This window comes from Archangium minus, from assembly GCF_044360475.1.
Classification (GTDB): domain Bacteria; phylum Myxococcota; class Myxococcia; order Myxococcales; family Myxococcaceae; genus Archangium; species Archangium minus.
On record NZ_CP043494.1, the window covers coordinates 3,506,205 to 3,530,437 of the forward strand.

General features: G+C 68.4%; 27 protein-coding genes. 15 read left to right on the forward strand and 12 right to left on the reverse strand.

The features are described 5' to 3' along the window. Window positions 1-84 precede the first annotated feature (84 nt). Together F0U60_RS14410 and F0U60_RS14415 are read right to left on the reverse strand one after the other, a co-directional pair. A complete protein-coding gene (locus F0U60_RS14410; RefSeq protein WP_395819473.1) occupies window positions 85-1,152 on the reverse strand; it encodes a C45 family autoproteolytic acyltransferase/hydolase in 1,068 nt (355 codons plus the stop codon). Next, window positions 1,149-1,973 carry a helix-turn-helix domain-containing protein gene (locus F0U60_RS14415; protein WP_395819476.1) on the reverse strand — a complete coding sequence of 275 codons (825 nt, stop codon included), beginning with the start codon at window positions 1,971-1,973 and terminating at the stop codon, window positions 1,149-1,151. Before F0U60_RS14415 ends, F0U60_RS14410 begins: the two co-directional genes overlap by 4 nt. A 31-nt stretch (window positions 1,974-2,004) precedes the next feature. Here F0U60_RS14415 and F0U60_RS14420 point away from each other — a divergent pair, with 31 nt between their 5' ends. From F0U60_RS14420 to F0U60_RS14445, 6 genes are all read left to right on the forward strand, one after another. Beyond that, window positions 2,005-2,811, forward strand: coding sequence for a methylase (locus F0U60_RS14420; RefSeq protein ID WP_395819479.1), 807 nt, complete (start codon window positions 2,005-2,007; stop codon window positions 2,809-2,811). Window positions 2,812-2,825: 14 nt separating this feature from the next. Continuing rightward, entirely contained in the window at window positions 2,826-5,483 is a 2,658-nt protein-coding gene (locus tag F0U60_RS14425; protein ID WP_395819481.1) for a TonB family protein, read from the forward strand. 3 nt (window positions 5,484-5,486) lie between these two features. Then, a complete protein-coding gene (locus tag F0U60_RS14430; RefSeq protein WP_395819485.1) occupies window positions 5,487-6,401 on the forward strand; it encodes a hypothetical protein in 915 nt (304 codons plus the stop codon). A 111-nt stretch (window positions 6,402-6,512) separates the two neighbouring features. After that, window positions 6,513-7,010 carry an SAF domain-containing protein gene (locus F0U60_RS14435; RefSeq protein ID WP_395819487.1) on the forward strand — a complete coding sequence of 166 codons (498 nt, stop codon included), beginning with the start codon at window positions 6,513-6,515 and terminating at the stop codon, window positions 7,008-7,010. After that, on the forward strand, window positions 7,007-7,822 hold the full coding sequence (locus tag F0U60_RS14440) for an SAF domain-containing protein (protein ID WP_395819489.1): 816 nt from the start codon (window positions 7,007-7,009) through the stop codon (window positions 7,820-7,822). Before F0U60_RS14435 ends, F0U60_RS14440 begins: the two co-directional genes overlap by 4 nt. Window position 7,823: 1 nt before the next feature. After that, window positions 7,824-8,252, forward strand: coding sequence for an SAF domain-containing protein (locus tag F0U60_RS14445; RefSeq protein WP_395819492.1), 429 nt, complete (start codon window positions 7,824-7,826; stop codon window positions 8,250-8,252). A gap of 52 nt (window positions 8,253-8,304) precedes the next feature. Here the strand turns inward: F0U60_RS14445 and F0U60_RS14450 are convergent, their stop codons facing one another. Next, complete coding sequence (locus tag F0U60_RS14450; protein WP_395819495.1) at window positions 8,305-8,991, reverse strand: Coq4 family protein; 687 nt, start codon at window positions 8,989-8,991, stop codon at window positions 8,305-8,307. A 296-nt stretch (window positions 8,992-9,287) separates the two neighbouring features. Here F0U60_RS14450 and F0U60_RS14455 point away from each other — a divergent pair, with 296 nt between their 5' ends. The 5 genes from F0U60_RS14455 to F0U60_RS14475 all read left to right on the forward strand — a co-directional run bounded on the left by F0U60_RS14455 (window position 9,288) and on the right by F0U60_RS14475 (window position 13,720). Next, entirely contained in the window at window positions 9,288-9,725 is a 438-nt protein-coding gene (locus F0U60_RS14455; RefSeq protein ID WP_395819498.1) for a hypothetical protein, read from the forward strand. 174 nt (window positions 9,726-9,899) lie between these two features. Next, a complete protein-coding gene (locus F0U60_RS14460) occupies window positions 9,900-10,883 on the forward strand; it encodes a cytochrome P450 (RefSeq protein ID WP_395819501.1) in 984 nt (327 codons plus the stop codon). After that, entirely contained in the window at window positions 10,880-12,367 is a 1,488-nt protein-coding gene (gene istA, locus F0U60_RS14465) for an IS21 family transposase (RefSeq protein ID WP_395804709.1), read from the forward strand. The genes F0U60_RS14460 and istA overlap by 4 nt, the downstream gene beginning before the upstream one ends. Further along, on the forward strand, window positions 12,364-13,191 hold the full coding sequence (gene istB / locus F0U60_RS14470) for an IS21-like element helper ATPase IstB (RefSeq protein WP_395817573.1): 828 nt from the start codon (window positions 12,364-12,366) through the stop codon (window positions 13,189-13,191). The genes istA and istB overlap by 4 nt, the downstream gene beginning before the upstream one ends. Before the next feature lie 148 nt (window positions 13,192-13,339). Further along, the gene (locus tag F0U60_RS14475; RefSeq protein ID WP_395819504.1) at window positions 13,340-13,720 is read left to right on the forward strand and encodes a cytochrome P450; all 381 of its coding nucleotides are present in this window, start codon (window positions 13,340-13,342) and stop codon (window positions 13,718-13,720) included. Window positions 13,721-13,855: 135 nt separating this feature from the next. Here F0U60_RS14475 and F0U60_RS14480 read toward each other — a convergent pair whose 3' ends face one another. Beyond that, the gene (locus F0U60_RS14480) at window positions 13,856-14,332 is read right to left on the reverse strand and encodes a DUF1801 domain-containing protein (protein WP_395819506.1); all 477 of its coding nucleotides are present in this window, start codon (window positions 14,330-14,332) and stop codon (window positions 13,856-13,858) included. 99 nt (window positions 14,333-14,431) lie between these two features. On the opposite strand from F0U60_RS14480, the gene F0U60_RS14485 reads away from it, so the two are divergent. Further along, on the forward strand, window positions 14,432-14,569 hold the full coding sequence (locus tag F0U60_RS14485) for a hypothetical protein (RefSeq protein WP_395819509.1): 138 nt from the start codon (window positions 14,432-14,434) through the stop codon (window positions 14,567-14,569). Window positions 14,570-14,788: 219 nt separating this feature from the next. Beyond that, the gene (locus tag F0U60_RS14490) at window positions 14,789-16,039 is read left to right on the forward strand and encodes an NAD(P)/FAD-dependent oxidoreductase (RefSeq protein ID WP_395819512.1); all 1,251 of its coding nucleotides are present in this window, start codon (window positions 14,789-14,791) and stop codon (window positions 16,037-16,039) included. Between the two features lie 95 nt (window positions 16,040-16,134). Here F0U60_RS14490 and F0U60_RS14495 read toward each other — a convergent pair whose 3' ends face one another. From F0U60_RS14495 to F0U60_RS14520, 6 genes are all read right to left on the reverse strand, one after another. After that, window positions 16,135-16,584, reverse strand: a complete 450-nt coding sequence (locus F0U60_RS14495; protein WP_395819514.1) for a hypothetical protein — start codon at window positions 16,582-16,584, stop codon at window positions 16,135-16,137. A gap of 459 nt (window positions 16,585-17,043) precedes the next feature. Further along, a complete protein-coding gene (locus tag F0U60_RS14500) occupies window positions 17,044-17,928 on the reverse strand; it encodes an alpha/beta hydrolase (protein ID WP_395819518.1) in 885 nt (294 codons plus the stop codon). A 153-nt stretch (window positions 17,929-18,081) separates the two neighbouring features. Continuing rightward, the gene (locus tag F0U60_RS14505; RefSeq protein ID WP_395819520.1) at window positions 18,082-19,182 is read right to left on the reverse strand and encodes a glycerate kinase; all 1,101 of its coding nucleotides are present in this window, start codon (window positions 19,180-19,182) and stop codon (window positions 18,082-18,084) included. Beyond that, the gene (locus F0U60_RS14510; RefSeq protein WP_395819523.1) at window positions 19,179-19,544 is read right to left on the reverse strand and encodes a hypothetical protein; all 366 of its coding nucleotides are present in this window, start codon (window positions 19,542-19,544) and stop codon (window positions 19,179-19,181) included. Before F0U60_RS14510 ends, F0U60_RS14505 begins: the two co-directional genes overlap by 4 nt. Next, the gene (locus F0U60_RS14515; protein ID WP_395819526.1) at window positions 19,541-20,023 is read right to left on the reverse strand and encodes a YkgJ family cysteine cluster protein; all 483 of its coding nucleotides are present in this window, start codon (window positions 20,021-20,023) and stop codon (window positions 19,541-19,543) included. The genes F0U60_RS14510 and F0U60_RS14515 overlap by 4 nt, the downstream gene beginning before the upstream one ends. A gap of 99 nt (window positions 20,024-20,122) precedes the next feature. Then, entirely contained in the window at window positions 20,123-21,412 is a 1,290-nt protein-coding gene (locus F0U60_RS14520) for a class I SAM-dependent rRNA methyltransferase (RefSeq protein ID WP_395819529.1), read from the reverse strand. A gap of 100 nt (window positions 21,413-21,512) precedes the next feature. Here F0U60_RS14520 and F0U60_RS14525 point away from each other — a divergent pair, with 100 nt between their 5' ends. After that, window positions 21,513-21,953, forward strand: a complete 441-nt coding sequence (locus tag F0U60_RS14525) for a hypothetical protein (RefSeq protein ID WP_395819532.1) — start codon at window positions 21,513-21,515, stop codon at window positions 21,951-21,953. Between the two features lie 77 nt (window positions 21,954-22,030). Continuing rightward, window positions 22,031-22,531 (forward strand): FxsA family protein, encoded by a 501-nt coding sequence (locus tag F0U60_RS14530; protein WP_395819535.1) that lies wholly within the window; start codon window positions 22,031-22,033, stop codon window positions 22,529-22,531. Window positions 22,532-22,533: 2 nt separating this feature from the next. Here F0U60_RS14530 and F0U60_RS14535 read toward each other — a convergent pair whose 3' ends face one another. After that, entirely contained in the window at window positions 22,534-23,136 is a 603-nt protein-coding gene (locus tag F0U60_RS14535; RefSeq protein WP_395819539.1) for a DJ-1/PfpI family protein, read from the reverse strand. Continuing rightward, window positions 23,133-24,197 carry a GlxA family transcriptional regulator gene (locus tag F0U60_RS14540; RefSeq protein WP_395819541.1) on the reverse strand — a complete coding sequence of 355 codons (1,065 nt, stop codon included), beginning with the start codon at window positions 24,195-24,197 and terminating at the stop codon, window positions 23,133-23,135. The genes F0U60_RS14535 and F0U60_RS14540 overlap by 4 nt, the downstream gene beginning before the upstream one ends. Window positions 24,198-24,233: the final 36 nt, after the last annotated feature.

Genomic DNA, 24,233 nt, shown 5'->3' on the forward strand with positions numbered 1-24,233 from the left:
GTACAAGCCCCGCTGGGAAAGACCCGAGAGGCACGAAATCTTCGCGTCCAGGCAAGCGAGCGGAGCGCCGGTCTCCGCAGGCGCTCAAAGGCGGAACTCGGTGAAGGGCTCGCGGCAGGCGGGCCCCGACGCCACCCACAGGGTGCGGCGCGCCGGTGCCATCACCACCGTGGCCTTCGTCTCCCGCGGCATGGCCCCGGCCGAGGGGGGCGTGTCGTGCAGGCAGATGCAACCCTCGGGGGTGCCGTGGTCCGCGAGCATCCGCATCACCGATTCGGGCGTGTGCTTGCCGTGCCCGGCGTCCACCAGCTCCGCGATGCGCTCCTTGCGCTTGAAGGTGCAGGGCACGAACTGGTGGGTGACGTCCTGCTCGCGGAAGCGCTCGGACTGGTAGTGGTTCGCATGGACGATGACCCCGCGCTCCGGCTGGAGCAGGACGTGGTCGTCGTATGTGCTCTCGATGCCCACCACGCGTCCGTGCGCGTCTGCGAGGTGGTAGTAGCCGAAGCCCCGCGCCGCTGTGACGAGCACCTCCAGGGCGGCCGAGAGGCTCGGCTGACGCATTGCCTTGGGGACGTACACGCTCAATGGCACCAGCGAAGGGCAGGGCCTGGGCGCCACGAGGGTGAGGTTGGCGCAGTTGCCCACCCCATCGCTGTTCAGGTGGTAGTACGGCGAGCCGTCCAGGCACAGCGAGAGCTGCTCGCGTCCGTCCGCGTGGCGGATGCGGAGCAGGTCCATCCGGGCCTGGGGGTTCCAGTCGATCGTCTGCCCGAGGATCGCCTGGCCGTCTGCGGTGGCTTCGCCGGTGAGGGCCAGCGAGGTGCACATGCTGCCAAGCTGCGCGTAATGGATGGCCAGCTCCAACATGCACTGGAGCGCGAAGGCCTCCTCATAGGGGAGCCCGGCGCCCTCGGCCTGTCCCCGGATGAGCTCGAGCGCCTCTGGCGCGAAGGCGCGGACGTTGGCCTCCAGCTTCAGCGCCGTGCGCACCGCGTCCTCCCGTGAGGCGCTCAAGGGGCTCGCGGACAAGGCGAGGAAGAGGTTCTCGACCGAGGCGCGCAGGCTCTCGCGACACGCCTCTCCCCATTGCTGGCCGATCTGGCGCGGCGTCCCATGGCACTCGGTGACCCGAAGGGTGTGTGTCGTCATGGTCCGGAAGTTACGTGGCGGACCTCCCCTGGCGCTTGAACGAATGCGACAGGTGTGGGGGCTGAGGCTGGCTGGCGGAAGTCGCTCGGGGTTCGGCCCGTCAGCTCGCGGAACTCCCGTGTCATGTGCGCGTGGTCAGCGTAGCCAACCCGATGCGCCACTTCGGAGATGGAGCGGGTGGGGTGCTCGCGCAGGGCCGACAGGGCCTCCTGGAGCCGAGTGATGCGGGCATAGGTCCCCGGGGAGAAGCCCACGCGCTCCTTGAAGGCCCGCTGCAACGTCCGCGTGCTGAGGTGGAGTGCATCTGCCAGAGCGCCCGGGCGCAAGGTCTCCGGCCGGGCGAGCATGTGTCGCAAGGCCCGGTCGAAGCTGTCACCCGGTGGGTAGGGCACCCGCTGCAGGAGGGGAGTGAGCACCTGGCACATCGGCTCCAGTGAACCGGCGGCCAGCATCCGCTCCCCGAGCGTGTCCAGGGAGATGCCTCCAATCTCCTTCAGCTCCACTGCGCCGTTGACCAGCTCGGCGGGGCTGGCGTCCACGAGGCGGGGCATCGCCCCCGGATGAAAGTGCACAACGAAGTAGCCGTATCCAGCCTGTGTCGGGACATGGATGGAGCGTGTGAGGGGCCCGTAGAGGAAGGCCCGACAGCGCTCGTCCGACAGCTCGAGGAGCAGGTCCACGTTGGCGTCGGGGATGACCTCATGCTCCCACGTGATGGAGGCTTTGGGCGGCACCCACAGCAGGAACTCCACCCGCTCCGCCAGGGCGGCGGGGGCGGGCTGCTGCTGTGTCCACCGGATGGGCTGGGTCGTGGCGGGCATGGCCGGGAAAATATAAACCCGGGGCCTGCTCATGACCTCCCTGGATAGGAAGACTCGAGGACGTACCTCTCACGGGCGCCTTCAATCACTCGACGCGTACCTGCTCTACCAGGAGCGCGAGTTGCTGACCCGGAGCGAGGGCTCGTGGGCGCGGGCCGCCTTCGTGGACCTCGGTTTCGGCGAGCACCCATGGACCACGCTGGAGAGCGCTCAGGCCTTCCGCGAGCTCAACCCGGGGCTTCCCGTGGTGGGCGTGGAACTGGAGCCCCAGCGCGTGGAGTCCGCCCAAGAACATGCCGACGCGCTCACCGACTTTCGACAGGGTGGCTTTGACCTGCCCCTGCGGCCTGGGGAGACCGTCCGCCTCATCCGCGCCATGAACCTGCTGCGCGGGTACCGCCCCGAGGAGGTGTCCGGCATTCACCAGACGCTGGGCGGGGCGCTGCTGGAGGGAGGGCTCCTCGTCGAGGGCAGCACGGACACGTCCGGGGCTGTGCTGGTGGCGCACCTGCTCCGGCGTGTCCCAGAGGGGCTCTCGCGCGAGGCCCTGCTGTTCCATACCGACTTCAGCCGCGGCTTCGCGCCCGTCCTCTTCCGCGACTGGCTGCCCCGGGACTTTCGCCGCCGGGTGAAGCCCGGAGAGCCCATCCACGCCTTCTTCGCCCAGTGGATGGAGGCCTGGCAGCAGGCTCGCGAGGCGGGCCCGCTGGAGCCTCCCGAGGCCTTCCACCACTCCGTCCTCCGGCTGGCGACGCGCATGGAGGGCCTTGTCACGGACGCGTGGCTGCTCGCTCGGGGCTATCTACTCTGGAAGCCGCCCGGGGGCGTTTTCCGCTAGCATGCGCCCCCACCGTGGCTCCGATCCGCTCCGCCCTCTGGTTGCTCCTCGCTGTTCTCTCCCTCTCCTCCGTGCAGGCGTGGGCCCAGTCCTACGACGGCGCGCGCAGGGAAGAGGTGGACGCTGGCGTCCATACCCCGGTGCTGACGAAGGCACCCGAGCTCCTCCACTTCGTGGAAGCCGTCTACCCGCCGGAGGCTGCGGCGATTGGCAAGACGGCCTCCGTGGAGATGCTCGTCACCATTGACGAGAAGGGCGCGGTGTCCGACGCGCAGGTGGTGACGCCCGTCGGTGATGGCTTCGACGAGGCGGCGCTCGCGGCGGTGCGGCAGTTCCAGTTCTCCCCGGCCGAGGTCGATGGTGTGCCGGCCCCCATTCAAATTCAGTACGTCTACAACTTCGTCCTCCAGCCGCCGAAGCCGGAGGAGTCCGCTCCGCCTCCGCCTCCTCCGCAGGCGACCCTCACCGGGCAACTGCTGGAGCGGGGCAGCCGCTCGCGCGTGGGTGGAGCCACGGTGCGCTGCGGGGATGAGCCGGAGGCCCCCGAGGCCCTCTCAGACGAGGAGGGCCGCTTCACCCTGCGGGTGGCGCCCGGCGAGTGTGATGTGCGCGTGGTGGCCAACGACTACCATCTCTTCACCACGAAGGAGACGCTCGCTCCGAACGAGACGACGGAGGTCATCTTCTACCTGCTGCCCAAGGCCCCGGGCTTCGAGACGGTGGTGCGCGGCGTGCGCGAGAAGAAGGAGGTGGTGCGCCGCACCCTGGAGCGCCAGGAGCTGCAGAAGGTACCGGGCACCTTCGGAGACCCCATCCGCGTGGTGCAGAACCTGCCTGGCGTGGCGCGCGCGCCCCTCATCTCCGGGCAGCTCATCGTGCGTGGCGCGGCGCCGGACCAGACGCTCACCTTCTTCGACGGCGTGCAGGTGCCGCTCCTCTATCACCTGGGCGGCGGACCCTCGGTGCTCAACGCCGAGTTCATCGATCGCGTGGACTTCTACCCGGGCGGCTTCGGCTCTCGCTACGGCCGGGCGGTGGGCGGCGCGGTGGACGTGGCCACGCGCAAGGGGGCCAGCGACACGCTGCACGGCTCGGTGAAGATCGACCTGCTGGACTCGGGCTTCTTCGTCGAGGCCCCTGTCACCGACGGCATCTCCGTCGCCGCCGCCGCACGGCGTTCGTACGTGGACGCGCTCCTGCCCTTCGTTCTGCCCGAGGACCCCGAGGGGGGAACGCTGCTCGTGCTGCCGCGCTACTGGGACTACCAGGTGCGCATGGACTTCGGAGGGAAGCGCGGGGGCGAGCCCGCAGCCGCCGGACGCCACAGCGGGTACGTGATGGCCTTCGGCTCGGACGACCTCCTGAACGTGGTGGCCACTGGCGGCGGACGCAACCGCGACGTCACCGTGGACGCGCACACGCTCTTCCACCGCGTCACGGGCAACTGGACGTATCGCCTCGGCAACCTCACCTCCGTGTTCACCCCGTACGCGGGCTATGACCTGGCCAGCCTCGGCTTCGGCGAGACGAACCTCGACGCGAACATCTGGTCGATTGGCGGGCGCGAGGACCTCTCGCTGGAGCTCAACTCCTGGCTCACCGCTCGCGTCGGCGCGGACACGCGCTTCGAGCACACGGTGGCCGAGGGCCAACTGCCCGTCCTGGGTGGCGTCCAGTACCCGGCCTTCCCCGGCGCCGAGCCCAAGGCGGAGCTGCAGCAGCTCAAGCGGACGGTCAACGCCTTCGATGGCGCGCTCTACGGAGAGCTGGACCTCAAGTGGGGGCCGGTGTCGCTGACGCCCGGCGTGCGCGCCACCTATGCCCGCATCTATGGCCAACAGCGCGTCGTCTTCGACCCGCGGCTGTGGGCGCGCTATCAGCCCACGGAGAAGACGGCCCTCAAGGGCAGCGTGGGCCTCTACAGCCAGCCGCCCCAGGCGTTCAACCTGGAGCCCGCGCCGCTGGGCAACCCGAACCTCAACCACGAGCGGGCCTTCCAGACGAGCCTGGGCGTGGAGCATCAGCTCACGGACGCCCTCAGCGTGGACGTCACGGGCTACTACAACCGGCGCTATGACCTGGTCGTCTCTCCGGGTGAGGCGGTGGTGAACGCGGACGGCACGCAGACGCGCTACCAGTACGGCAACCGGGGCCTGGGGCGCGCCTACGGCATGGAGGTGATGCTGCGGCACGCGGTGACGCGCAACTTCTTCGGCTGGCTGGCCTACACCCTCAACCGCTCCGAGCAGCGGCGTATCGGGGGCAACGACTACCGCCTGACCACGTTTGACCAGACGCACATCCTCACCGCGGTGGCCAGCTACCGGCTGCCGTATGGCTTTGAGGTGGGCGCGCGCATGCGCTACGTCACCGGCAGGCCCACCACGCCGCTGCAGCACGTCTTCGACGTCTACGACGTGGATCGCAACGGCTTCGAGGGCACGTACGGCGAGGCCAACTCCATCCGCTTCACGCCCTTCCACCAGCTGGACGTGCGGCTGGAGAAGAGCTGGCTCTTCCAGCGCTGGACGCTCTCCGCCTACATCGATGTGCAGAACGTCTACAACGCCTCCAACGTGGAGGCGACCTTCACCGACTACCGCTACCGCGAGCTCTTCGAGGTGCCTGGCATCCCGATCCTCCCGGTCCTCGGCGTCAAGGGGAGCTTCTGAGTCATGCGCTACCTGTCTGTCGTCCTCGGCCTGCTGCTGTGCTCCGCCTGCGTGGGGTCCGAGGACAACCCGTCGAATGTGAAGGACCTGCGCGTGCTCGCCATCCGGATGGATCCTCCGGAGTTGTTCTCCGACACGTGCTCCACGGACCCTGCTGCGCTCATCGGCACGCTCGTGCGCCCGGTGCGCGTCACCGCGCTCCTTCCGGATCCGGCTGGGAATGGTCGCGACCTCGACTACACCCTGTGGGCTTGTGTCGACCCGGGGGATGAGACCTGCCAGGGCGAGCGCGTGGAGGTGGCCCGTGGCGTCACCCAGGGGGGCGAGCTGGTCATCGACCTCACCCCGGGTCCGGGCGCGGCGCGGCTGGAAGATGGCACGTTGGTCGCGCAGAAGGTGCTCGCGGAGGACACGTACCGGGGCTTGGGCGGCGTGCGCCTTCCCCTGGTGCTGTGGGTACGCGGCGGTGACGAGCAGGTCTACGCGCAGAAGCTGATGGTGTACGGCTGCCGCTTCTTCCCGGAGATGAAGCCCAACGAGCAGCCAGCGCTGCCGGGCCTGTTGCTGGAAGGCCAGCCATGGGAGGCGGAGGTGGCGCGTGAGCTGTCCGGCCCGGGTCCTTTCAAGCTGGAGCCGCAGGACTTCTCCTCGTTCGAGGAGTCGTACGTGGTGCCCTCCTTCGAGCTCAAGCCCGTGCACCTCGAGGAGTCCTGGGAGCTCAGTTGGCTGAGCACGTTGGGGACCATCTCGCCCAACAACACGGGTGGGGCTGACCTGGGCGGTGGTGAGGAGCGGCACAACGTGGAGTGGCAGCCCCCGTCGAACGCGCAGGCCCAGGAGGTTCGCTTCTGGGTGGTGGTGCGTGACGGACGCGGTGGCATGTCCTGGGTGACGCGGACGGTGAAGTACACGCCGTGAGCCGCAGGCGTTGGGCCGCACCTGCTGGCCGTGGTGCCCGGGACTTGCACCGGGCTACCGTGCGCGCATGCGATTCTTCCGGGTTGGACGCGGGTTCATGAGGGGGCGGTCATGAGCGCCCCTCGGAAACCGCTGCACAAGGGCATGCTCGTCGGCGGCGTCGTCGTGGGACTGGGCGTGGGCCTGGTCGCCTTCGGGCTTGGCGCGGGGGTTCTCGCGTACACCCTCGTCAAGAAGGCGGAGAAGGAGGCGCGCGCGGGTTGGACGCTCGTCCCGGTCATCGTCCCACAGCGTGACTTCGCGCCCGGTGAGGTGTTGACGCTCGATGAGTTGGCGCAGCGCTCCGCTCCCGAGCAGCTCGTTACGTCCTCCATGGTTCGTCCGGATTCGGCGACCTACGTGGTTGGCCAGGCGCTCACCGTTCCCGTGCAGGCGGGCGAGCCGCTGCGCTGGGCGTTCTTCGCTGCGGCCACGGAAAAGCTCGAGCCCTCGGAGCGCCTGCTCTCCGATGAGTGCCAGCGTGCGCTCGACCTGCAACCGAACCGCTCCAGGCCGGATCAGACCGCGGGGAAGATCCGTGAACGGCTGGTCGGGGGAGGTTCGCGATGAGGTCCTTCCTCCTGGGCGCGCTGATCGGCCTCGTCGTGAGCTGCGCGGTGATGGGCCTGCTCGCGGCTCTCACCATTCCGAAGCGGATGCAGGATGCCCGCTATGGCTGGGCGCTGAAGCCCACCCTCACCCTCGTGAGGGATGTCGAGGCGGGAGAGGTGCTCAAGGACGAGGACCTTGCGGAAGTCGCCTTCCCAGAGCAGTTCGTCCCGGAGTCGTTCATCCAGCCCAAGGATCGGCGAGCGGTGGTTGGGAAGGCCCTCACCCTGGGGATGGTGAAGGGAGACGTCCTGGCCTGGTCGGTGTTTGCCCAACAGCAATCCCAAGAGCAGGTGCGGGCTTGCATCGCCGACGGGCGCACCGCCTTCAAGGAGGCCGGTGAGCGAGCGCGGGATGCGGCCATCCAGGCCTTCACGCAGCGCAGTGGCCCTCCGCCCACAAGCCCCCCGCCGCCAGTGCCCGCCTTCAAGTTCGACGCGAAGGGGCAGACCCCGGTCGTCGTGGTGACGCAGGAAGTGGCGGAGGGAAGCCGGATTCCCGCGTCGGCACTGGAGATCCGGAAGATGCCTCGGGCGCTGGTGACGCCGAGCGTGGTGCCTGGGGACGCCTTGGAGTCCGTGGTGGGGGCCCTGGCGGTGGTGGGGATGCAGCCGGGAGATGCGCTGCGCTGGCAGTTCCTGGATGACCCGGACCAGCCGCGCTCCACGGGCGCATGCGTGATGCAGGCCGGCGCGGCGAGCGACAAGGAGCGCGCTGCCGTAGCCAGGGCGCGGGCCGAGGCGTTCTTCGGTGTTGCCACGGAGGGTCACTGAGATGCGTCCACATCATCTGCTGCTGTTCGTGCCGCTGCTCGTGATCCTGCTGGGCGCGCGGCCCGAGAAGGGAGCCCGGCGGGCTCCGACTCCCGAGCGGGTCTCCGTAATCGTCGCGATGCGGGATCTCGCGACGGGCGAGCGCGTGACCGAGGCGGACGTCGCCAACATCCAGGTCTCCAAGGAGTGGGTCACCTCGTCGTTCGTCCAGTGGGACTCTCGCCAGTACATCATCGGGCAGCGCGTGCTCCTGCCCGTCATGAAGGGAGACCTGCTCTCCTGGAACCTGTTCGAGACCACGTCCGACACCACGCTCCGTGAGCGCTGCGCCAGCGCGACGGGCCAGCCGGCGACGGCGGCCGAACAGGTCTCGAGGGCGAGGCAGACCCTCGTCGAGCGCCCGCGGGAAGAGTCCTCGCCGGGGCACTGACGGCACGGGGCTGGGCGAGACCGGGGGCTGCTCGGTCTCTTTTCATCGCTCCCTACGCATGGGCGGGGGCGCACAGCCGCGCGCGCAGCGTGGCCACGGGGGTCTCCCAGTGCTCCTCGAACCAGAAGTCGAGGAACCGCGGGGACGCGCGGCCACGGCGGTACGCGGCCCACAGCCGCCGCAGGTACTCGGACCGCTCGACGCCGGACTGCGGAGCCTTGAGCTGTCCAATCGTGCCGTTCAGCAGGACGAGCATCGTGGTCCGGAGCCCCAGGTTGCCCAGGACGTACGCCTGTAGCTCCATCTCGCCCACCACGTCCGTGCCGTAGCCCGTCAGCACGTGCAACAGATCATGCGTCTCGCGGTAGCGCTTGGAGAGGAAGTCGATGTCGCTCTTGAGCTCGAGCGTCGTTGCAAAGGGCGAGATCTTGTTGTCGCGGTAGTAGCGCGCGAACTCATGGCCGAGCGTTCCCTCGGGCAGGCGCTCGAACGCGGCCAGATCCAGTTCCCGGGCCTCCAGGGAAGGGCGTTTGGACAGCATGCGGCGCCCCTCTTCGCTGCGCTGGAACTGCTGGGCGAGCGATGCGTAGACGTTGGCATTGAGGCTCAGGTTGAACGTCTGACCGTAGGTGGGATTCGTTGCGTCATTCCTGAGCTCCTTCAGGCACCGGCGCGCCACGCGCAGGCGGGTGAACAGGGACGCGTTGTCGGGCAGGGACAGGGTCTGGGTATAGCTCATAGGGGTTGGCTCACAGGGTTGGATTCGTTTGTTTCGTAAACGGTGTGCGAAGCAAACCATCCTGTCAACGTCGCGGCACGGGGATGCGGCCAGAACTGTTGAAGCTTGGATTCGGACACCAGGCACATGGCTGGCACAGGCGCTGGCACGGCTGGCACAGCCCTCCTCCGGTGCCATCCACGCGTCCCGGAGGCCTTCTCCGAGGGGGAGACGCGCGCGGCTGAGTCGAAGGACGTCGGCACACGGGTTGCTCTAGCCCTGAGCATCACCCGAACGACTCAGAAAGGTCGCTCACCATGAACCTGAAGACGCTGAAGTGCCTCTCTCTCCTCGCTGTGGGTTTTGGTTTCTCGGTTGGCTGCGGCGGCGCGCCCACGGACGAGTCCCTGCCGGGCGAGGACGCTGTGCCCTCCGAGGGGACCGTGTCCGCCCAGGCCTGCCCCATTGATGGCTGCCCGGGCCCAGGCGATGACGAGGAGCCCATCACGCTCTCGCTGAAGTGCGTGGCGAACTACCCCTTCGTGGGGTTGGAGATCACCAACACCTCCACCACCGTCAGCGTGCCGGCCGACGCCACCATCACGGCCACGGTGAAGTACGGCTACCACGCGGCCGTCAAGCGCACCCTCGCGGGCCCGCTCGCGAAGGGCCAGACCAAGATCCTCTGGGTGGACCCGATCGGCTCGGACTACCCCTTGAGCTGCACCGCCTCGGCGCTCTGGTACAAGCTGTAGGGGTTCCGTGGTTCCCCATGGGCCTGTCACTGCCGGGGGGGTGACAGGCCCCCAGCTCCATGCCTCGCTGGAGTCACTGGCTCGCACGCTCCCCGAGGTGCGGCTGAGTGGGCCCTTCAAATGAGGTAGCATCCGGACACCTCATCAACGCATCCCCGGGGGGGAGCTCTCCACATGACCGTTCGTCTGAATCTCTTCGCGCCCGAGTTCCGCGCGAACCCCTATCCGTTCTTCGCCGAGCTGCGGCGCCAGCCCACGCTCGCCCAGGTGGACCCGCTCGGCTTCTGGGCCGTCTCCCGCTACGCCGACGTCCTGCACGTCTTGAAGAATCCCCAGCTCTTCTCCTCCACCGGCCACCGCGGGCCCGCGGAGCCCGAGTGGCTGGGGCGCAGCAACCCGTTCGCGGACTCCATGGTCATGCAGGATCCGCCCCAGCACACCCGCCTCCGGGCGCTCGTCAACCGCGCCTTCGGCCCCACCGCCTTGAGCCGGATGGAGCCGCGCATCCGCGCCTACGCCGAGCAGGCCGCCGCCGAGCTGACCCTCGGCCGCCCTGTGGACTTCGTGGAAGCCTTCGCCCTGCGCGTGCCTGCGTCCGTCATTGGCGAGCTGCTCGGCCTGGATGCCTCGCTGCACCCGCGCTTCAAGCGCTGGGCGGATGACATCAACAACACCACCTCCACGCCCCCGGATGCGCATGCGTGGCACGCCCAGATTCGGGGCACCTACGCGGAGATGGAGCAGTACCTGAAGGAGGTCATCGCGGAACGCCGCCGCTCCCCCCGCGAGGACATGGTGAGTGATCTGCTCGCCGCCCGCATCGAGGGCGAGGCCCTCACGGACGCGGAGTTGCTGGGCTTCCTCTTCCTGCTGCTCGTCGCCGGCTTGGAGACCACCATCCACCTGTTGGGCCACTCTGCCCTGGTGCTCGCCGAGCGCCCGGATGTGTTCGCGCGCGTGCGCGCGGACCGCTCGCTGGTTCCCCGGTTCATCGAGGAGGTGCTGCGCTACGAGCCCGTGGCCCAGACGCTGATGCGTCTCACCACTGCTCAGCGACAACTACACCTCCCCATCAACGACAATTACACCTCCCCATCCAGAGTGACGGCAGCCGTCGGTAGAAACCCGGTGACTCCGGAGGTTCGGATGGACGGGTGAGGACGACGGATGCCCAGGTGAGGAAGCTGATGGAAGAGATGGCGAAGCACGGTCGCCTCGGGCTGGCGTCGGCCCGGGCGGGGATGGACCGCAAGACGGCACGCAAGTACGTGAAGGAGGGGAAGTTCCCCTCGGAGCTCAAGCAGGAGCGCACCTGGAGGACACGGGAGGACCCGTTCGAGGAGCAGTGGGACAGCCTGGCCGAGCGGCTGAAGGAGGCGCCGGAGCTGGAGGCCAAGACGCTCTTCGAGGAGCTGTGTGCTCGCGAGCCGGGCCGCTACAAGCCGGGGCAGCTGCGCACGTTGCAGCGGCGAGTGCGCCAGTGGAGAGCGCAGCAGGGACCGGAGAAGCAGGTGTTCTTCGCCCAGGAGCATCGGCCCGGGGAAGCGATGCAGACGGACTTCACCTGGGCCAAGGAGTTGGAGGTGACGGTGGGAGGCGAGCCCTTCGCGCACCTGCTGTGCCACCCGGTGCTGCCCTACTCCAACTGGGAATGGGCGACGGTGTGCCACTCGGAGTCCATGGCGGCCATCAAGCGAGGAGTGCAGGCGGCCGTCTTCCGGCTGGGGAAGGTGCCGCGCTACCACCAGACGGACAACTCCACCAGCGCCACGCACGACCTGCGCAACGGCAAGCGGGGCTTCAACGCCGAGTACCTCGCGCTCATGAAGCACCTGGGCATGGAGCCGCGCACCATTGAAGTGGGGAAGAAGGAGCAGAACGGGGACGTGGAGGCGCTCAACGGCGCGCTCAAACGCCGGCTATTGCAGCACCTGCTGATGCGCGGCAGCCGGGATTTCGAGAGCGCCGCGGCGTACGAGAGCTGGGTGCAGAGCGTGCTGGAGAAGGCCAACCGGCTGCGCGGCGCGAAGGTGGAGGAGGAGCTCGCGGCGATGAGGCCGCTGTCGGTGCAGCGGCTGGTGGAGTACAGCGAGCTGGAGGTAGTCGTCACGGCATGGAGCACCATCCGGGTGCAGCACAACACGTACTCGGTACCCTCGCGGCTGGTGGGCCAGCGCGTGCGGGTGCGCGTGTACGACGACAGGCTGGAGGTGCTGCACGCGGGAAAGCCGCAGCTGGTGGTGGACAGGCTGGTGGGCCGCAACGGACACCGCATCAACTACCGGCACATCATCTGGTCGCTGGTGCAGAAGCCAGGGGCCTTCGCGCAGTACCGCTACCGGGAGGACCTCTTCCCCTCGCTGGTATTCCGCCAGGCGTATGACGAGCTGCAGCGGGTGCACGAGGGGAGAGCCGCGGATGTGGAGTACCTGCGGATTCTTCACCTTTCGGCCTCCACGCTGGAGTCCCAGGTGGAGCAGGTGCTGACGCGACTGCTGGCCGAGGGCGGACTGCGCGGTGCCGAGCAGGTGAAGGCGCTGGTGGCGCCAGCCAGGCCCGAGGTGCCCGAGCTGGCACAGCCCGAGGTGGACCTGAGCAGCTATGACGCGCTGCTGGTGGCGCAGCGGGAGGTGGCCTCATGAGCACCACCTCCACGTCCCTGCGAGCAGCGGCGAGCGCCGCCGACGAGCAGCAGCAGACGCTGGCCATGCTGCTGCGAGCGCTGAAGCTGCCTGCGTTTGCAGCCCACCACGAGGAGCTGGCCAGGCGCGCCGGGCAGGAGGGATGGACGTGCCCGCACTACCTGCGCCAACTGGTGGAGCTGGAGCTGAGCGAGCGCCGGGGCCGGCGGATAGAGCGACTGCTCAAGGCCTCGGGGCTGTCCACGGACAAGACGCTCGCCACGCTCGAGCAGGAGAAGCTGCCGGCCAAGGTGCGCCGCCAGCTACCGGCCCTGTGCGAGGGCGGCTTCGTCGAGCGCGCGGAGAACGTGCTGGCCTTCGGGCTGCCGGGCCGCGGCAAGACGCACGTGGTGAGCGCCATAGGCCACGAGCTGGTGCAGCGCGGTTACGAGGTGCTCTTCATCCCGGCGGTGCTGCTGGTGCAGCGACTGCTCTCGGCCAAGAAGAGCCTCTTGCTGGAGAAGGAGCTGCGGCGGCTGGACGGGTACGACGCGGTCATCATCGACGACATCGGCTACATCCAGCAGGACAGGGAGGAGATGGAGGTGCTGTTTACCTTCCTGGCCCAGCGCTACGAGCGCAGGAGCGTCCTGATTACGAGCAACCTGGTGTTTTCGCAGTGGGACCGAATCTTCAAGGACGCGATGACGACGGCGGCGGCGATTGACCGGGTGGTGCACCACGCGCTGATTCTGGAGCTCACCGGGGAGAGCTACCGCAGCGAGAAGGCCAGGAGCCGGGAGACGGCCGACAAGGCCCCGCGCAAGGCGCCCGGGGACGAGTAACAGCCTGTCCACAGGTTTTGAGTCTCCCCCCGGGCCCCCTCATCCACAGCCCTGCCCACAGCACAGGAGGTGACCGACCCAGAGGCTTCGATGGACGTGACGACGACTACGGCGACGACGAAGTGAACGCAGTCAGGGCATCAACCCGATGGGGAAGTGTAATTGTCGCCAAGGGGAAAAAGTAATTGACGCTGGGCACACCACCGCTGAGACGGAGCTCTGCGGCGTCCGTCTGCCAGCCGGCTCGCACGTGATGCTGCTGCTGGGCTCCGCCTGCCGCGATGAGGCGCAGTTCCCCAACAGCGAGCGCTTCGACCTCGATCGTGAGGGACCGTCGAACATGCCCTTTGGCCACGGCATTCACTTCTGCCTCGGCGCCCCCCTGGCCCGTATGGAGGCGCGGCTCGCTCTGAATGCGCTGCTCGACCGGTGCGGCGGCCTGGTTCGCGACGCCACACCCGTGCAGTGGCACGCGTCGATCGTCGTCCGCGGTCCCACGGTGCTGCCGCTCACCGTGCTGCCAGGTTGAGTCTAGGCCTGGAGCGCTTCGTAGGCCGAGCGCCAGAAGTCAGCCACCGTCCCAGCCGAAACCACGAGGAGGTCCGGCCATGTGGGAGCAGTTCATGGCCGAACTGGGCGAGGTGCGCCCGGCAAGCGGGCAACATCAGCGCTTCAAGGGGTCGCCGTGCTGCGTGTTGAGCGCCACGGCCTCGCGTACCAGCTCCGCGAGGGACGAGGGGAGCTGCTGGCCCGATTTGATCTTCACATACCGCATCCCATCGCCGTCGCCTTCGAGGAGGCCCTCCGCGTCCTTCATCTGCCCGCCACGCCAGAACCCGAGGGTCACATGCGCCTTCGCTGGCTTCAGCAGCGCGAAGGGCCCTCCGTGGTCCCACACCGGATGCCCCCACTTGATGTACGCCGAGGAGTTGGGCGCCACCTTTGCGATCAGGGCGGCGAAGGGGCGCGCGATTTCCTGCTGCCACGTCTCCAGCGCGCCGACGTACGCGTCAATCGTAGAGCCCTTCATCGGTGATTCCTTGGGTGCGGCGCGCGCCGGCTTCGCCACGGCGGTGGCCTTCTTCGGTGCTGTCTTCTTGGCGGCCGTCTTCTTGGGGGCGGTCTTCTTTGCAGTTGCCATCGGGTGGGTTCTCTCTGGTGTGTGCTCCTTCTACGTCGAACGAAGGCTCACGAGATCGACACGCCACCGCACTTTTTTCTGCGCGTCCAAGTGCCTGAAATGACTGGACTGCGCTTTCAAGCGACAGTGGCGGATCAGAACGGCGCGACGGACGCGGCCTCCAGGGTGCTCGCGAGGAGCACGGCGCGATACATCGCGAGCGTGGCGGCGGCGTTCTCCGAGGCCACTGAAGAGTGACGTTCTGGGAGGCTCCCGCGGGCGGGGAGGGCGGTCTCCCCCTCTTGGGTGATGACGCGAGCGATGCGGCCGCGACAGAATTCACAGTCACAATGCCGGTCGCTGTGGAGCAGTGGGCTAAAGATTTCTCAAAAAATATTAGCCCGATGCTCCCTTCCGGTCCAGTGCTCGCTGGTTCGAAGTGAGCTTCGAGCCCGACAGCGCCCAAGGAGCCTTCTCATGTCGAAAGCGGTTGTGATTGGTGGTGGTATCGCGGGGCTGTCTGCGGCGCATGTTCTGTCCCAGCACTTTGCGCGCGTCCTGCTCGTGGATAGGGATGGGCAGGACGTGGCTCACGAGCGCCAGGGCGTGCCGCAGGTCGATCACCTCCATGTGCTGATGCGACGCGGTTGGTTGGCTTTCAATGAGCTTTTCCCGGGCATTGGCGAGGAGCTCATCCAGGCCGGGGCCGCGGAGGTCGACTGGGGCACGAACTGCTACTGGGTGGGGCGCTTCGGGGCCTTCCCGCGTCCCCCCACGAACATCACCTCGCGCTTGTGCAGCCGCGGTCTCCTGGAGAAGACGATCCGCGCACGTCTGAAGAGCAACCCAAAAATCGAGCTCGTCGAACATTTCCAGGCGGAGACCTTCCGGTGGGACTCTTCGCAGCGCCGCATCCTGGCTGTGAAAGCGAGTGATGGGCGGGAGTTGGAGGCCTCTCTGTTTGTGGATGCCTCGGGGCGCAATGGCCCCTTCCGCTCGCAGGCGGTGCTCGAGAAGGTGGATGCGCGGGCGAGTTATGCCACGTGCGTGGTGCGTATCCCCCACGCGGAGCGTCTGCCATTCAAGCAGGCTTACGTGCAGGTGTGTGCGCCCCATCATCTTCGCGGAGGTTGCATCAATCCCATCGAGGGTGGGCTCCACCTGGCGATGATGATTGGCGCCGGCCACGAGGTGCCTCCGGGAGACAAGGAGGGCTTCATGGAGTACGCCCGCTCCCTGCGCGATCCCTGCCTGGCCCAGGTGCTGTCCGAGGCCGAGTTCGTGGGGCCCATCCGCTGCTTCCGCAGGATGGCGGGCACGCGCGTGCTGCGGCCCGCGTTCGAGGCCGACAACCTCGTGACGATAGGCGATGCGCTGTGTGCCTTGAATCCCGTCTACGGGCAGGGAATGACGGTGAGCCTGCTGTCGGCGCTCGAGCTCGGGCGGCAGATGGCTCAGGGGGGGAGGACCTCACAGAAGCGGTTCAACGAGCTCGTCGCGGGCCCCTGGCTCACCGCGGCCGGCGAGGACCTGCGCGTCCCCGGGTGCTCCCTAGAGAACGTGAGCGTTGTGGAGCGTCTGACCATGGCGCTCAATAGCGCCCTGGGGGATAGGGTGATGCTGCGGGCCACCTTCGATCCCGATGCGCATCAGCGCGCGATGCGCGTGCTCCACATGGTGGACCCACCCTCCGCGCTCCTTCCACTCGCACTGCCTCGCGTGGGGTAATGGCGGCGTGCGCCTCAAGGCAGGCAGCGTCACAGGCCGCGTGGGCCGCTACCTTGGGCTCGCCTGGGCCCAAGGCGGTGAGCGGGTGGTTTCTCCTAGCGTGCGCTGCAGACGAAGGTGCCTTCGAGCGGGACTGTTTCGCCGGTGCCAGGGAGCACGAGCGTGATGTCGGTGTACGTCACGCGGAGCGTCTGGCCGCCGGGGCACTGCGCTTGGGGCGACAAGAGGAGCGCGCCGACGACGTTGCCGCTCTTGCTCGCCGGGCCAAAAGTCCCAGAGGCGCTCACGGTCTCTGTCTGTCCCGGAGGGATGTTGTCCCCTCGGTTCACGCACTGCGCGGTCGCATCGCCCGTCGCGGCCACCGTGACGAACTCGCCCTGGCCGAGCCCGGCAACCTTGAATGACACTTCGAGATTGGCTCCGCGACACCGCGCCGTGGGCTCTCCGATGAAGTGGGGGTTCTGCGCGTGCGCATCAAGCGCGAAGGTCGACACCGCAGCGAACGCACCAGCGACCAGGAACTTCGGCAAGGAGTTCACAATCATTTTCCTACCTCCTGTTACGGGAGTGGTACGGGGAGTGGTTGGTTGCGAAAGGCGGGTTCGCCGAGCGTCCACGTTTCGGCGGCGCCCGTGTTCCCGCCGAGCCCGCGAGATTGCAAACGCAAAGCCGGAGGAGCTGTCATTCAAGGAAATCTTGCTATCCCTCCAGAACGCGAACGGACATGAGGTCCTGTGCACGGGGGTTGTCCCCCGGTCGGTCTGAGGAAAATGGCTGGTACGCCGTGGGAAAGCCGCTACCGATAGAGGGGATGACTTTTCCCTCTGGAGGGAAGAGAGATTCCCTGCTGACCAGGTGCCGGGCCTCCAATCGGCGGCCTACGATGGTCTGGCTCACCTGGAGCTGGCTCGCCGCCGAGGGGTTTACCGCTTGCTGCACCGCGAGGAAGAGCGCAGGTCGTTACAATCGAACATGCGCCCCTCCTGTCAGCGGCTCGTGCCCACCTACGCGAGGCTGGCGAGGATCCCGGCGACCTCCCGGGCCTTCAGGACGAACCCGACGTGGCTGGCCTCGACGGTCCGCACGTCGAACCGGTTGTTCGGAGTCAGCGCATCGGCCTCGGCGATCATCCTGTCCTGCATGGAGGGAGGAATCGACCGGTCCCGCGTGAGGCGAATATAGGTATGGGGAATCCGCCCCCAGGTCTTCGCGTCGACTCGCGCATCCGCCACCATCATCGAGAGCGACTCGTCGGGCTGCAGGGTGTTGAGGAACGCCCGGAACTGGTCGTCGGTGGCATCGGCCATCAGGGCGGCCTTCGCGTTCGACAGGAAGGCTGGATCCGCCGAGCGGTAGTTGGTCCTGCCCACGCCGATCTGCGTGGGATTACCTACGGCCACTCCCGCCAGGCTGGGCAGCAGACTCTCGTTGTTCTCCGGCGTCTGGCTGTACTCCGCGATGCTGGGCAGGTCGACGCAGCACCAGGCGGAGATGTAGACGATCCGGCTGAGCAGCTCGGGGATGGCGTTGCCGACGCCGCTGATGATCACCCCGCCCATGCTGGCACCGACCAGGATGACAGGCCCGTGGACGGCGACTCGCCGGACGATGTCGACAACGTGATTCACGCTGTCCTGGAGGGTGATGCGCGCCATCGCCGACGGCTCGGTGGCGAACGCCTCCAGGTCCTGAGGGGCCTGGTACGAGATGGGAAACTGCGCGTCGAAGCCGTGTCCCGGCAGATCAACAGCGAGTGTGCGATGCCCGAGCAGGGCCAGCTCGCGAAGCAGCGGTGCCCAGCTGAACGAGTTGCTGCCGGCTCCGTGAACGAACACGTAGGTCGGCTGCCCATTCTTTCGTGAAGCCTCTCGGTCGGTCTCTTGAGTCATGGGCTTCCATTCTCGACGGGATAGGGGGTGCCCGCCTAGTGCTCCCCCCACAGTCCTCAGTCAAGGCACCTCGAGCCTGCTCCGCCATGCCTCTTCTCCAGAGGTTGACTGGTGGGCATGCCGCGGAAGCGGGGCTCCATGTCGGCTTTGTCCCTACCTGTGTTGGGAGGCCCACCAGGCGCCGGCGTGACGTAGCGCCTCCGCGTGGGAGAGGCCGGGCGGGGCGAGCGTGGACACCTCGACCACGTCGTCGAAGGGCGAAGCGCCTGCGTCCGCATCGGGCGCGACGATCCCCGCGAACATCACCGTGCGCTTGCCGAGTGCCCGTGCCTCCCGCGCCAAGGAGCCGGGGCCCTTGCCGAGCGCCGTCTGCCGGTCGAAGCGGCCCTCACCGGTGAGCACGGCCTCGGCGGCGGCGAGGCGTTCGGACAGCCGGAGCGTCCGGGCGACCAGCTCGTACCCGGAGACGATTCTTCCCCCTGCCAGGGCCGCGAGCCCGTAGCCGAAGCCTCCGGCTGCACCCGCACCAGGAAGCTGGGCGGGTCCGGGCGCGACGACTTCAGCGAGCCTGGCCAGGGCCGAGTCCAGCTCGGCCACGGTGTCCTCGTCCGCGCCCTTCTGGGGACCGAAGAGGCGCGAGGCCCCATCCGGTCCCAGCAGCGGCGCGGTGACATCCGTGGCGACCAGCACCTCCACCTCGGTGAGTCGTGGGTGCCGTCCGCTCGTCTCCACCCGCGCGAGTCGCTTCAATGCGGCCCCGCCTGGAGGCAGCGGCGCACCGTGTGCGTCGAGGAACTGGAACCCGAGCGCCGTGAGTGCCCCCGTTCCCCCGTCATTCGTGGCGCTGCCGCCGAGCCCGAGGATGAGCCGTTCGCAGCCCCGGTCCAATGCCTGGCGAATCAGCTCGCCGGTGCCGAGGGTGGTGGTGCGCCGGGGGTCTCGCTGGTCCGGAGTGAGCAGGGACAGGCCGGAGGCCGCGGCCATCTCGATGACCGCCGTGCGCCCCGCGTCCAGCAGTCCATAGGTGGCCCGCACGGGCGCGCCGAGTGGGCCCTGCACGGTGTGCGTCACCCGCTCGCCGCCCAGCCCCGCGAGCAGTGCGTCCACTGTGCCGGGTCCGCCATCCGCGAGCGGCGCCAGGTCCAGCTCCACTCCGGGCGCGCCTTGTCGCAGCCCCTCGGCCAGCGCGGAGGCAGCCTCGGCAGCCGTGAGCGTCCCCTTGAACTCCTGCGGCGCGACGAGCCAGCGGCTCACGGCTGCGGCTCGGCGGGCTTCTGCTCGGGAGTGGTCTGCTCAGAGGGAGTTGGGGCGGGGTTGACGATGAGGGGGCCGTTCCCCGTGCCTCGGGCGACACACCGGTAGGTCAGCCGCTCCTCGACGCACATCTCGAAGGGATCGCACTCTCCCCGACAGGGGAGCTGATCGCACAGGCCCGTGGTCTTGTTACACGTGGTACCTACGGGACACGCGGCATAGCAGCCACCGCTGGCGCGCGAGGCCGCGGACGCCCCGAACGCGAACGCGGTGTTGATCACCGCGTCCCCGGCCGCACCGGCACATCCGCACAGGGCGAGGACCACCGCCATCAAGGCACTGCGCCACGGCATCGGGCTCATGGTTGTTCCTGGGTTGAGGCTTCCGCGTGCCACTCGAGAATGGGCCGGGGGCCTGTGAGTGACGGCAGTATGCGCTGGGAGACGCGCTCCAGGCGAATCAAGAGGGCGCTCACCGTGTCCGCCGGCTGGCGGGCCGGGCCGCGGATGCGCTCGCAGAAGAAGGTCCGGCAGCCGAAGGGGCGCTCCGCGTACACGGTGCAGCGCTTTCCCGCCGCGTCCAGGTAGGGGCAGCCCCCGTCCTCTCTTGGAGGAGGTAGTGGGTGGTTGCGCGCGAGCAGCAGCCACTCGGGGTACCACAGCCACGGTTGACGCTTCGTCTTCGAGAGCTGACAGCACTCGCCGCTCGCCGGACACGAGAAGGGCGTGTAGGCCGCGTCCGCCTGCCGGTAGATGGCGCGCAGCTCTTGGAGGGCTCGCGTTTCCTCGCGCGCGCTCGCAGCCGTGGGGGCTTCGTCGATGTCGTCGTCCCAGTGGTGCATGGGTTCATGGGCTCCCGCGCTCGGTTCGCTCGCGCCTGGGGAGGACGACCCTCACCCTGGCCCTCTCCCAGAGGGAGAGGGGATGGACGCAGTCTCGCATTAGAGCACGCGGAGCACGAAGCACTTCAGGTAGCGCGTCTCGCGCAGGTTCAACAGCACCGGGTGGTCCTTGCCCGCGCCACGCTTCTCGATGATCTGCACCCGCCGCTTCGCGTCCGCCGCCGCCGAGGCCAGCATGTCCTCGAAGGCCTGCTCGTCGATGTGGTACGTGCAGCTCGCGGAGATGAGGTAGCCGCCTGGACGCAGGAGCTGGATGGCGCGCAGGTTGATCTCCTTGTAGCCGCGCAGCGCTCCCTCGATGGCGTCCTTGTTCTTCGCGAACGACGGCGGGTCCAGCACGATGGTGTCGAAGCGCCGGCCCTCGTCCACTGAGTCGCGCAGGAAGTCGAAGGCGTTGGCCACCACCACGTCCACGTTGGTGAGCTTGTTGGACGCCGCGTTCTCGCGCAGCTGTGCTGCCGCCTGGTCGGAGATCTCCACCGCGGTGACCTTCTGGGCTCGGGTGGCGAGCTGCAGCGCGAAGCCGCCCACGTACGAGAAGCAGTCCAGGGCCTCGCCGAAGGCGTACTGCGAGGCCATGATGTGGTTCTCCCGCTGGTCCAGGAACGCGCCCGTCTTCTGTCCCTCCAGCAGGTCCGCACGAACGCGCACCAGGCCCTCGTCGTAGGCCACGGGCCCAGGCTGGGTGCCGTACAGCACGCCCTTCTCCTGGGGCAGTCCCTCCAGCGCGCGCACGCCCACGTCCGAGCGGTTGATGATGGCGCGCGGCTTGTACAGCTCCACCAGCAGGTCCACGAGGAGCTGCTTGCGCTGCTCGGTACCGGGGATGAGGAACTGCACGCTCAGGCAGTCGCCGTAGCGGTCCACCACGAGGCCGGGCAGCAGGTCCGCCTCGCCGTGCACCACGCGGTAGGTGGTCTCTCCGGGCAGGGCTCGCCGACGCATGGCGTCGGCCAGGGCGAGGCGCTGGCGGAAGAAGTCCGTGTCGACCGCTACGTCCTCGTAGGAGAGCCAACGCAGGGAGATCTTCGAGTGCTTCGAATAGAAGGCCTTGCCCAGGAACCAGCCGCGGGCGTCCGTGACGCGCACCACCTCGCCCCCCTGGAGGGCGGGGTCGCCGTTGAGGTCGGCGCGGTAGATCCACGGGTGGCCGGCCTGCCAGCGCTCGACGCCCCGGCGGATGAGGGAGACCTGGGGCAGTCCGTCCGGACCGATGTCCGGGGTGGTCCGGTCCGGGGCGGGCGCCTCGGGGCGGTGCTGGGGGCGCTTGCGGCCGGCGGGGGGTCCGGGGCGGCGGTCGTGACGGGGTCCTGGCGTTGGCTTGGGCATGGCTTTGGCGGCGTATACTCCAACCCGCGTGAGATACGACCTGCTCCTTCAATCCATGGTCCCCGGGACGCCTTTTGACAGCGCCCGGGTCGAGGCCCTCTTGGAAGCCCGGGGGGCGAAGGTGCTACCAGGCGGTGGGCACACCTGGCAGCTCGAGCACGGCTCGGTGGAGATCCACCCCCTGAAAGAGGGGGGCCAGTGGGTAGCCACGGAGGTGCGGGTGCCCCTGTCGGACCGGACCGAGCTGGTCCGTGAGGTGGTGGCCAGGGTGGCAGAGGTGGCGAAAGAGGCCGAGGTCCGTTTCTTCGATCCGCAGCTTGGGCGCGAACTCTCCGCCCACTCGGACGGCGTGGTGGCGGACCAATACGAGCGCACCGCGCGCTACGCGGGGGAGATGCTCGGGGTGGCCTCGGCCATGCCCATCAGCACCACCGAGAGCGAGGGCTTTCAGCCCACAACGAAGTTCGTGCTCGGAGTCCTGGGCTTCTTCACCCTGCTGTACCTGCTGGTCAACTGGATGAGCGACCAGCTCGGGGGTTGAGTTCGCTGGGCTTCAGCACGGTGCGTATCCACGAGTTCATCCAGGTACGGACGGTCCTGAGGCGTTAAGTTGGGGAGGTGTTCAAGTACCTCTTCCTCGCGTTCACGGTCGTGCCGTTCATCGAGCTGTACCTGCTGCTGGCCATCGGCCGTGAGGTCGGCTTCTGGCCCACGGTGGGCATGGTGCTGCTCACGGGCTTCGTTGGTGCCTTGCTCGCCAAGGGGGAGGGCGTTCGGGTTGTCCGCCGCTGGCAGGAGTCACTCGCGCAGGGCCGCATGCCCGAGGAGGGCATTCTGGGCGGAGTGCTCGTCCTGGTAGGCGGGGTGCTGCTGGTGGCGCCGGGCGTCCTCACCGATGTCGTGGGCCTCCTGCTGCTGTTCCCCCCGACGCGCAAAGTCGTGGCCGCCATTGTGCGCCGGAGGCTCGAGCGCCGCATGGCGGCGGGAACGTTGCGTGTCACGACCTTCCAGTCGGGGCCGTTCCCGGGAGGACCTTTCGGGACGCCTCCTCAGCAACGCATCGAGCGCCGGCCGGGAGACGAGGTCGACGCCGAGTTCACCGAGGAAGACGGGCGCTGACCCTACGCCTCCGCCGTGTAGGGCGGCGCGGGGTTGTACTCCATGTGCCGTTGCACCTGGCGCGCGAAGGCTGGGTCCCACACCTGGCCCACCAGCCACAGCGCCATGTCGATGCCAGCGGACACACCAGAGGCCGTCACCACGTTGCCGTCCCGGACGAAGCGGACGTCCTCGACGACGGTGAGCTCCTTGCCAGCGCGGGTGCGCAGCTCCTCCACCGCGCTCCAGTGGGTCGTGGCGCGGCGCCCCGCGAGTAGTCCCGCGCCGTGCAGCAAGAAGGCGCCGGTGCAGACACTCGTGTTCCAGGTGGCCTCGGCGCTACGGGCGCGTAGCCAGGACAGCATGCGCTCGTCGTTCATCTCACGCTTGCGGCCATCTCCACCGGGGACGAGGAGGATGTCGAAGCGCGGCGCATCGGAGAAACCACCGTCCGGCGTGACGCGCAGCCCCTTGGCGCAGCGTACGGGGCCGCCCTCCTTGGAGACGGTGCGGACCTCGATGCCGGCGTCGGGCTTGAGCTTCGCGGCCATGGTGAAGACCTCCCAGGGGCCGACGAAGTCGAGCTCCTCCACGCCGTCAAACAACACAATGCCAATTCGGGTCATGTCCGGGTTCTCCTGGTGGGGGCGGCGCGGAAGCGCTCGCGGTAGGTGGTAGGGCTGATGTTCAGGGCACGGGTGAAGGCGCGGCGCATGGACTCGGCGGTGCCGAAGCCCACTCGGGTGGCGATGGCGTCCACGCCGTCGGAGGTGTCCTCCAGGGCTCGGCGCGCGGCCTCCACGCGGATGCGCTCGATGAAGCGGGCAGGGGCGCAGCCCACCTCGGCGGTGAAGGCGCGGCGGAAGTTGCGCTCGCTCATGGCGGCACGGCGCGCGAGCGCAGGGATGCGCAGGTCCTCTCCGGGATGGTCCATCACCCACGCCTGCAATTCGCGCAGAGGTTGGCGCTCGGCGGTTTGCGCGGCGAGTTGCGCGCTGAACTGCGACTGGCCGCCGGGCCGGCGAAGGAAGAGCACCAGCTCACGTGCCACCGCCAGGGCCACGTCGCGCCCGCAGTCCTCCTCCACCAGCGCGAGCGCCAGGTCCATGCCCGCTGTCACACCCGCGGACGTGTAGAGCGCTCCGTCGCGGATGAAGATGGGATCCTTCTCCACGGTGATGCGTGGGTACAGGCGCGCGAGCTGCTCGCACTCGCTCCAATGGGTGACGGCACGTCGGCCGTCGAGCAGCCCCGCCGCGGCGAGCACAAACGCGCCCGTGCACACGGATGCGAGCCGCCGCACACGGGGTGCCTGAGCGCGCACCCACGCGAGCACCCGCCCATCCTGGGCGGCCTGCCTGACGCCCCTGCCTCCCGCGATGAGCAGCGTGTCGATGGGGGCCGTGCGTCCCTTGCTGGAGAGCGTCCGATCCGCCACGAGGCGCAGGCCGGACGAGGTTCGCACCTCGCGCCCGTTCGCGCTGATGACTTCAAGCACGTATCGCTCGCGGGTGGCCTCGCCGTGCTCGAGGAGCCAGCGCGACGTGCGACCGAAGACCTCCAGCGGTCCTGTGACATCGAGCACCTGGGCGTCATCGAACGCCAGGAGGGCGACGCGCAGGGGCGCATGGGGCGCTGGCCGGAGCGCGGGTGCGCTCTGTTGCGTGCGTGGGGACCGTTGCTGCATGCCCCTGACTGTGCGCTCCGAGCGGTTTGGCCGCAA

Coding starts and splice junctions, on each gene's coding strand:
- F0U60_RS14500 (WP_395819518.1), bottom strand. CDS start 17,928: ATGACTCAAGAGACCGACCGAGAGGCTTCACGAAAGAATGGGCAGCCG.
- F0U60_RS14455 (WP_395819498.1), top strand. CDS start 9,288: ATGAACCTGAAGACGCTGAAGTGCCTCTCTCTCCTCGCTGTGGGTTTT.
- F0U60_RS14440 (WP_395819489.1), top strand. CDS start 7,007: ATGAGGTCCTTCCTCCTGGGCGCGCTGATCGGCCTCGTCGTGAGCTGC.
- F0U60_RS14415 (WP_395819476.1), bottom strand. CDS start 1,973: ATGCCCGCCACGACCCAGCCCATCCGGTGGACACAGCAGCAGCCCGCC.
- F0U60_RS14480 (WP_395819506.1), bottom strand. CDS start 14,332: ATGGCAACTGCAAAGAAGACCGCCCCCAAGAAGACGGCCGCCAAGAAG.
- F0U60_RS14490 (WP_395819512.1), top strand. CDS start 14,789: ATGTCGAAAGCGGTTGTGATTGGTGGTGGTATCGCGGGGCTGTCTGCG.
- F0U60_RS14420 (WP_395819479.1), top strand. CDS start 2,005: ATGACCTCCCTGGATAGGAAGACTCGAGGACGTACCTCTCACGGGCGC.
- F0U60_RS14515 (WP_395819526.1), bottom strand. CDS start 20,023: ATGCACCACTGGGACGACGACATCGACGAAGCCCCCACGGCTGCGAGC.
- F0U60_RS14540 (WP_395819541.1), bottom strand. CDS start 24,197: ATGCAGCAACGGTCCCCACGCACGCAACAGAGCGCACCCGCGCTCCGG.
- F0U60_RS14450 (WP_395819495.1), bottom strand. CDS start 8,991: ATGAGCTATACCCAGACCCTGTCCCTGCCCGACAACGCGTCCCTGTTC.
- F0U60_RS14535 (WP_395819539.1), bottom strand. CDS start 23,136: ATGACCCGAATTGGCATTGTGTTGTTTGACGGCGTGGAGGAGCTCGAC.
- F0U60_RS14430 (WP_395819485.1), top strand. CDS start 5,487: ATGCGCTACCTGTCTGTCGTCCTCGGCCTGCTGCTGTGCTCCGCCTGC.
- F0U60_RS14460 (WP_395819501.1), top strand. CDS start 9,900: ATGACCGTTCGTCTGAATCTCTTCGCGCCCGAGTTCCGCGCGAACCCC.
- F0U60_RS14445 (WP_395819492.1), top strand. CDS start 7,824: ATGCGTCCACATCATCTGCTGCTGTTCGTGCCGCTGCTCGTGATCCTG.
- F0U60_RS14475 (WP_395819504.1), top strand. CDS start 13,340: ATGGGGAAGTGTAATTGTCGCCAAGGGGAAAAAGTAATTGACGCTGGG.
- istB (WP_395817573.1), top strand. CDS start 12,364: ATGAGCACCACCTCCACGTCCCTGCGAGCAGCGGCGAGCGCCGCCGAC.
- F0U60_RS14410 (WP_395819473.1), bottom strand. CDS start 1,152: ATGACGACACACACCCTTCGGGTCACCGAGTGCCATGGGACGCCGCGC.
- F0U60_RS14510 (WP_395819523.1), bottom strand. CDS start 19,544: ATGAGCCCGATGCCGTGGCGCAGTGCCTTGATGGCGGTGGTCCTCGCC.
- F0U60_RS14495 (WP_395819514.1), bottom strand. CDS start 16,584: ATGATTGTGAACTCCTTGCCGAAGTTCCTGGTCGCTGGTGCGTTCGCT.
- F0U60_RS14520 (WP_395819529.1), bottom strand. CDS start 21,412: ATGCCCAAGCCAACGCCAGGACCCCGTCACGACCGCCGCCCCGGACCC.
- F0U60_RS14485 (WP_395819509.1), top strand. CDS start 14,432: ATGACTGGACTGCGCTTTCAAGCGACAGTGGCGGATCAGAACGGCGCG.
- F0U60_RS14435 (WP_395819487.1), top strand. CDS start 6,513: ATGAGCGCCCCTCGGAAACCGCTGCACAAGGGCATGCTCGTCGGCGGC.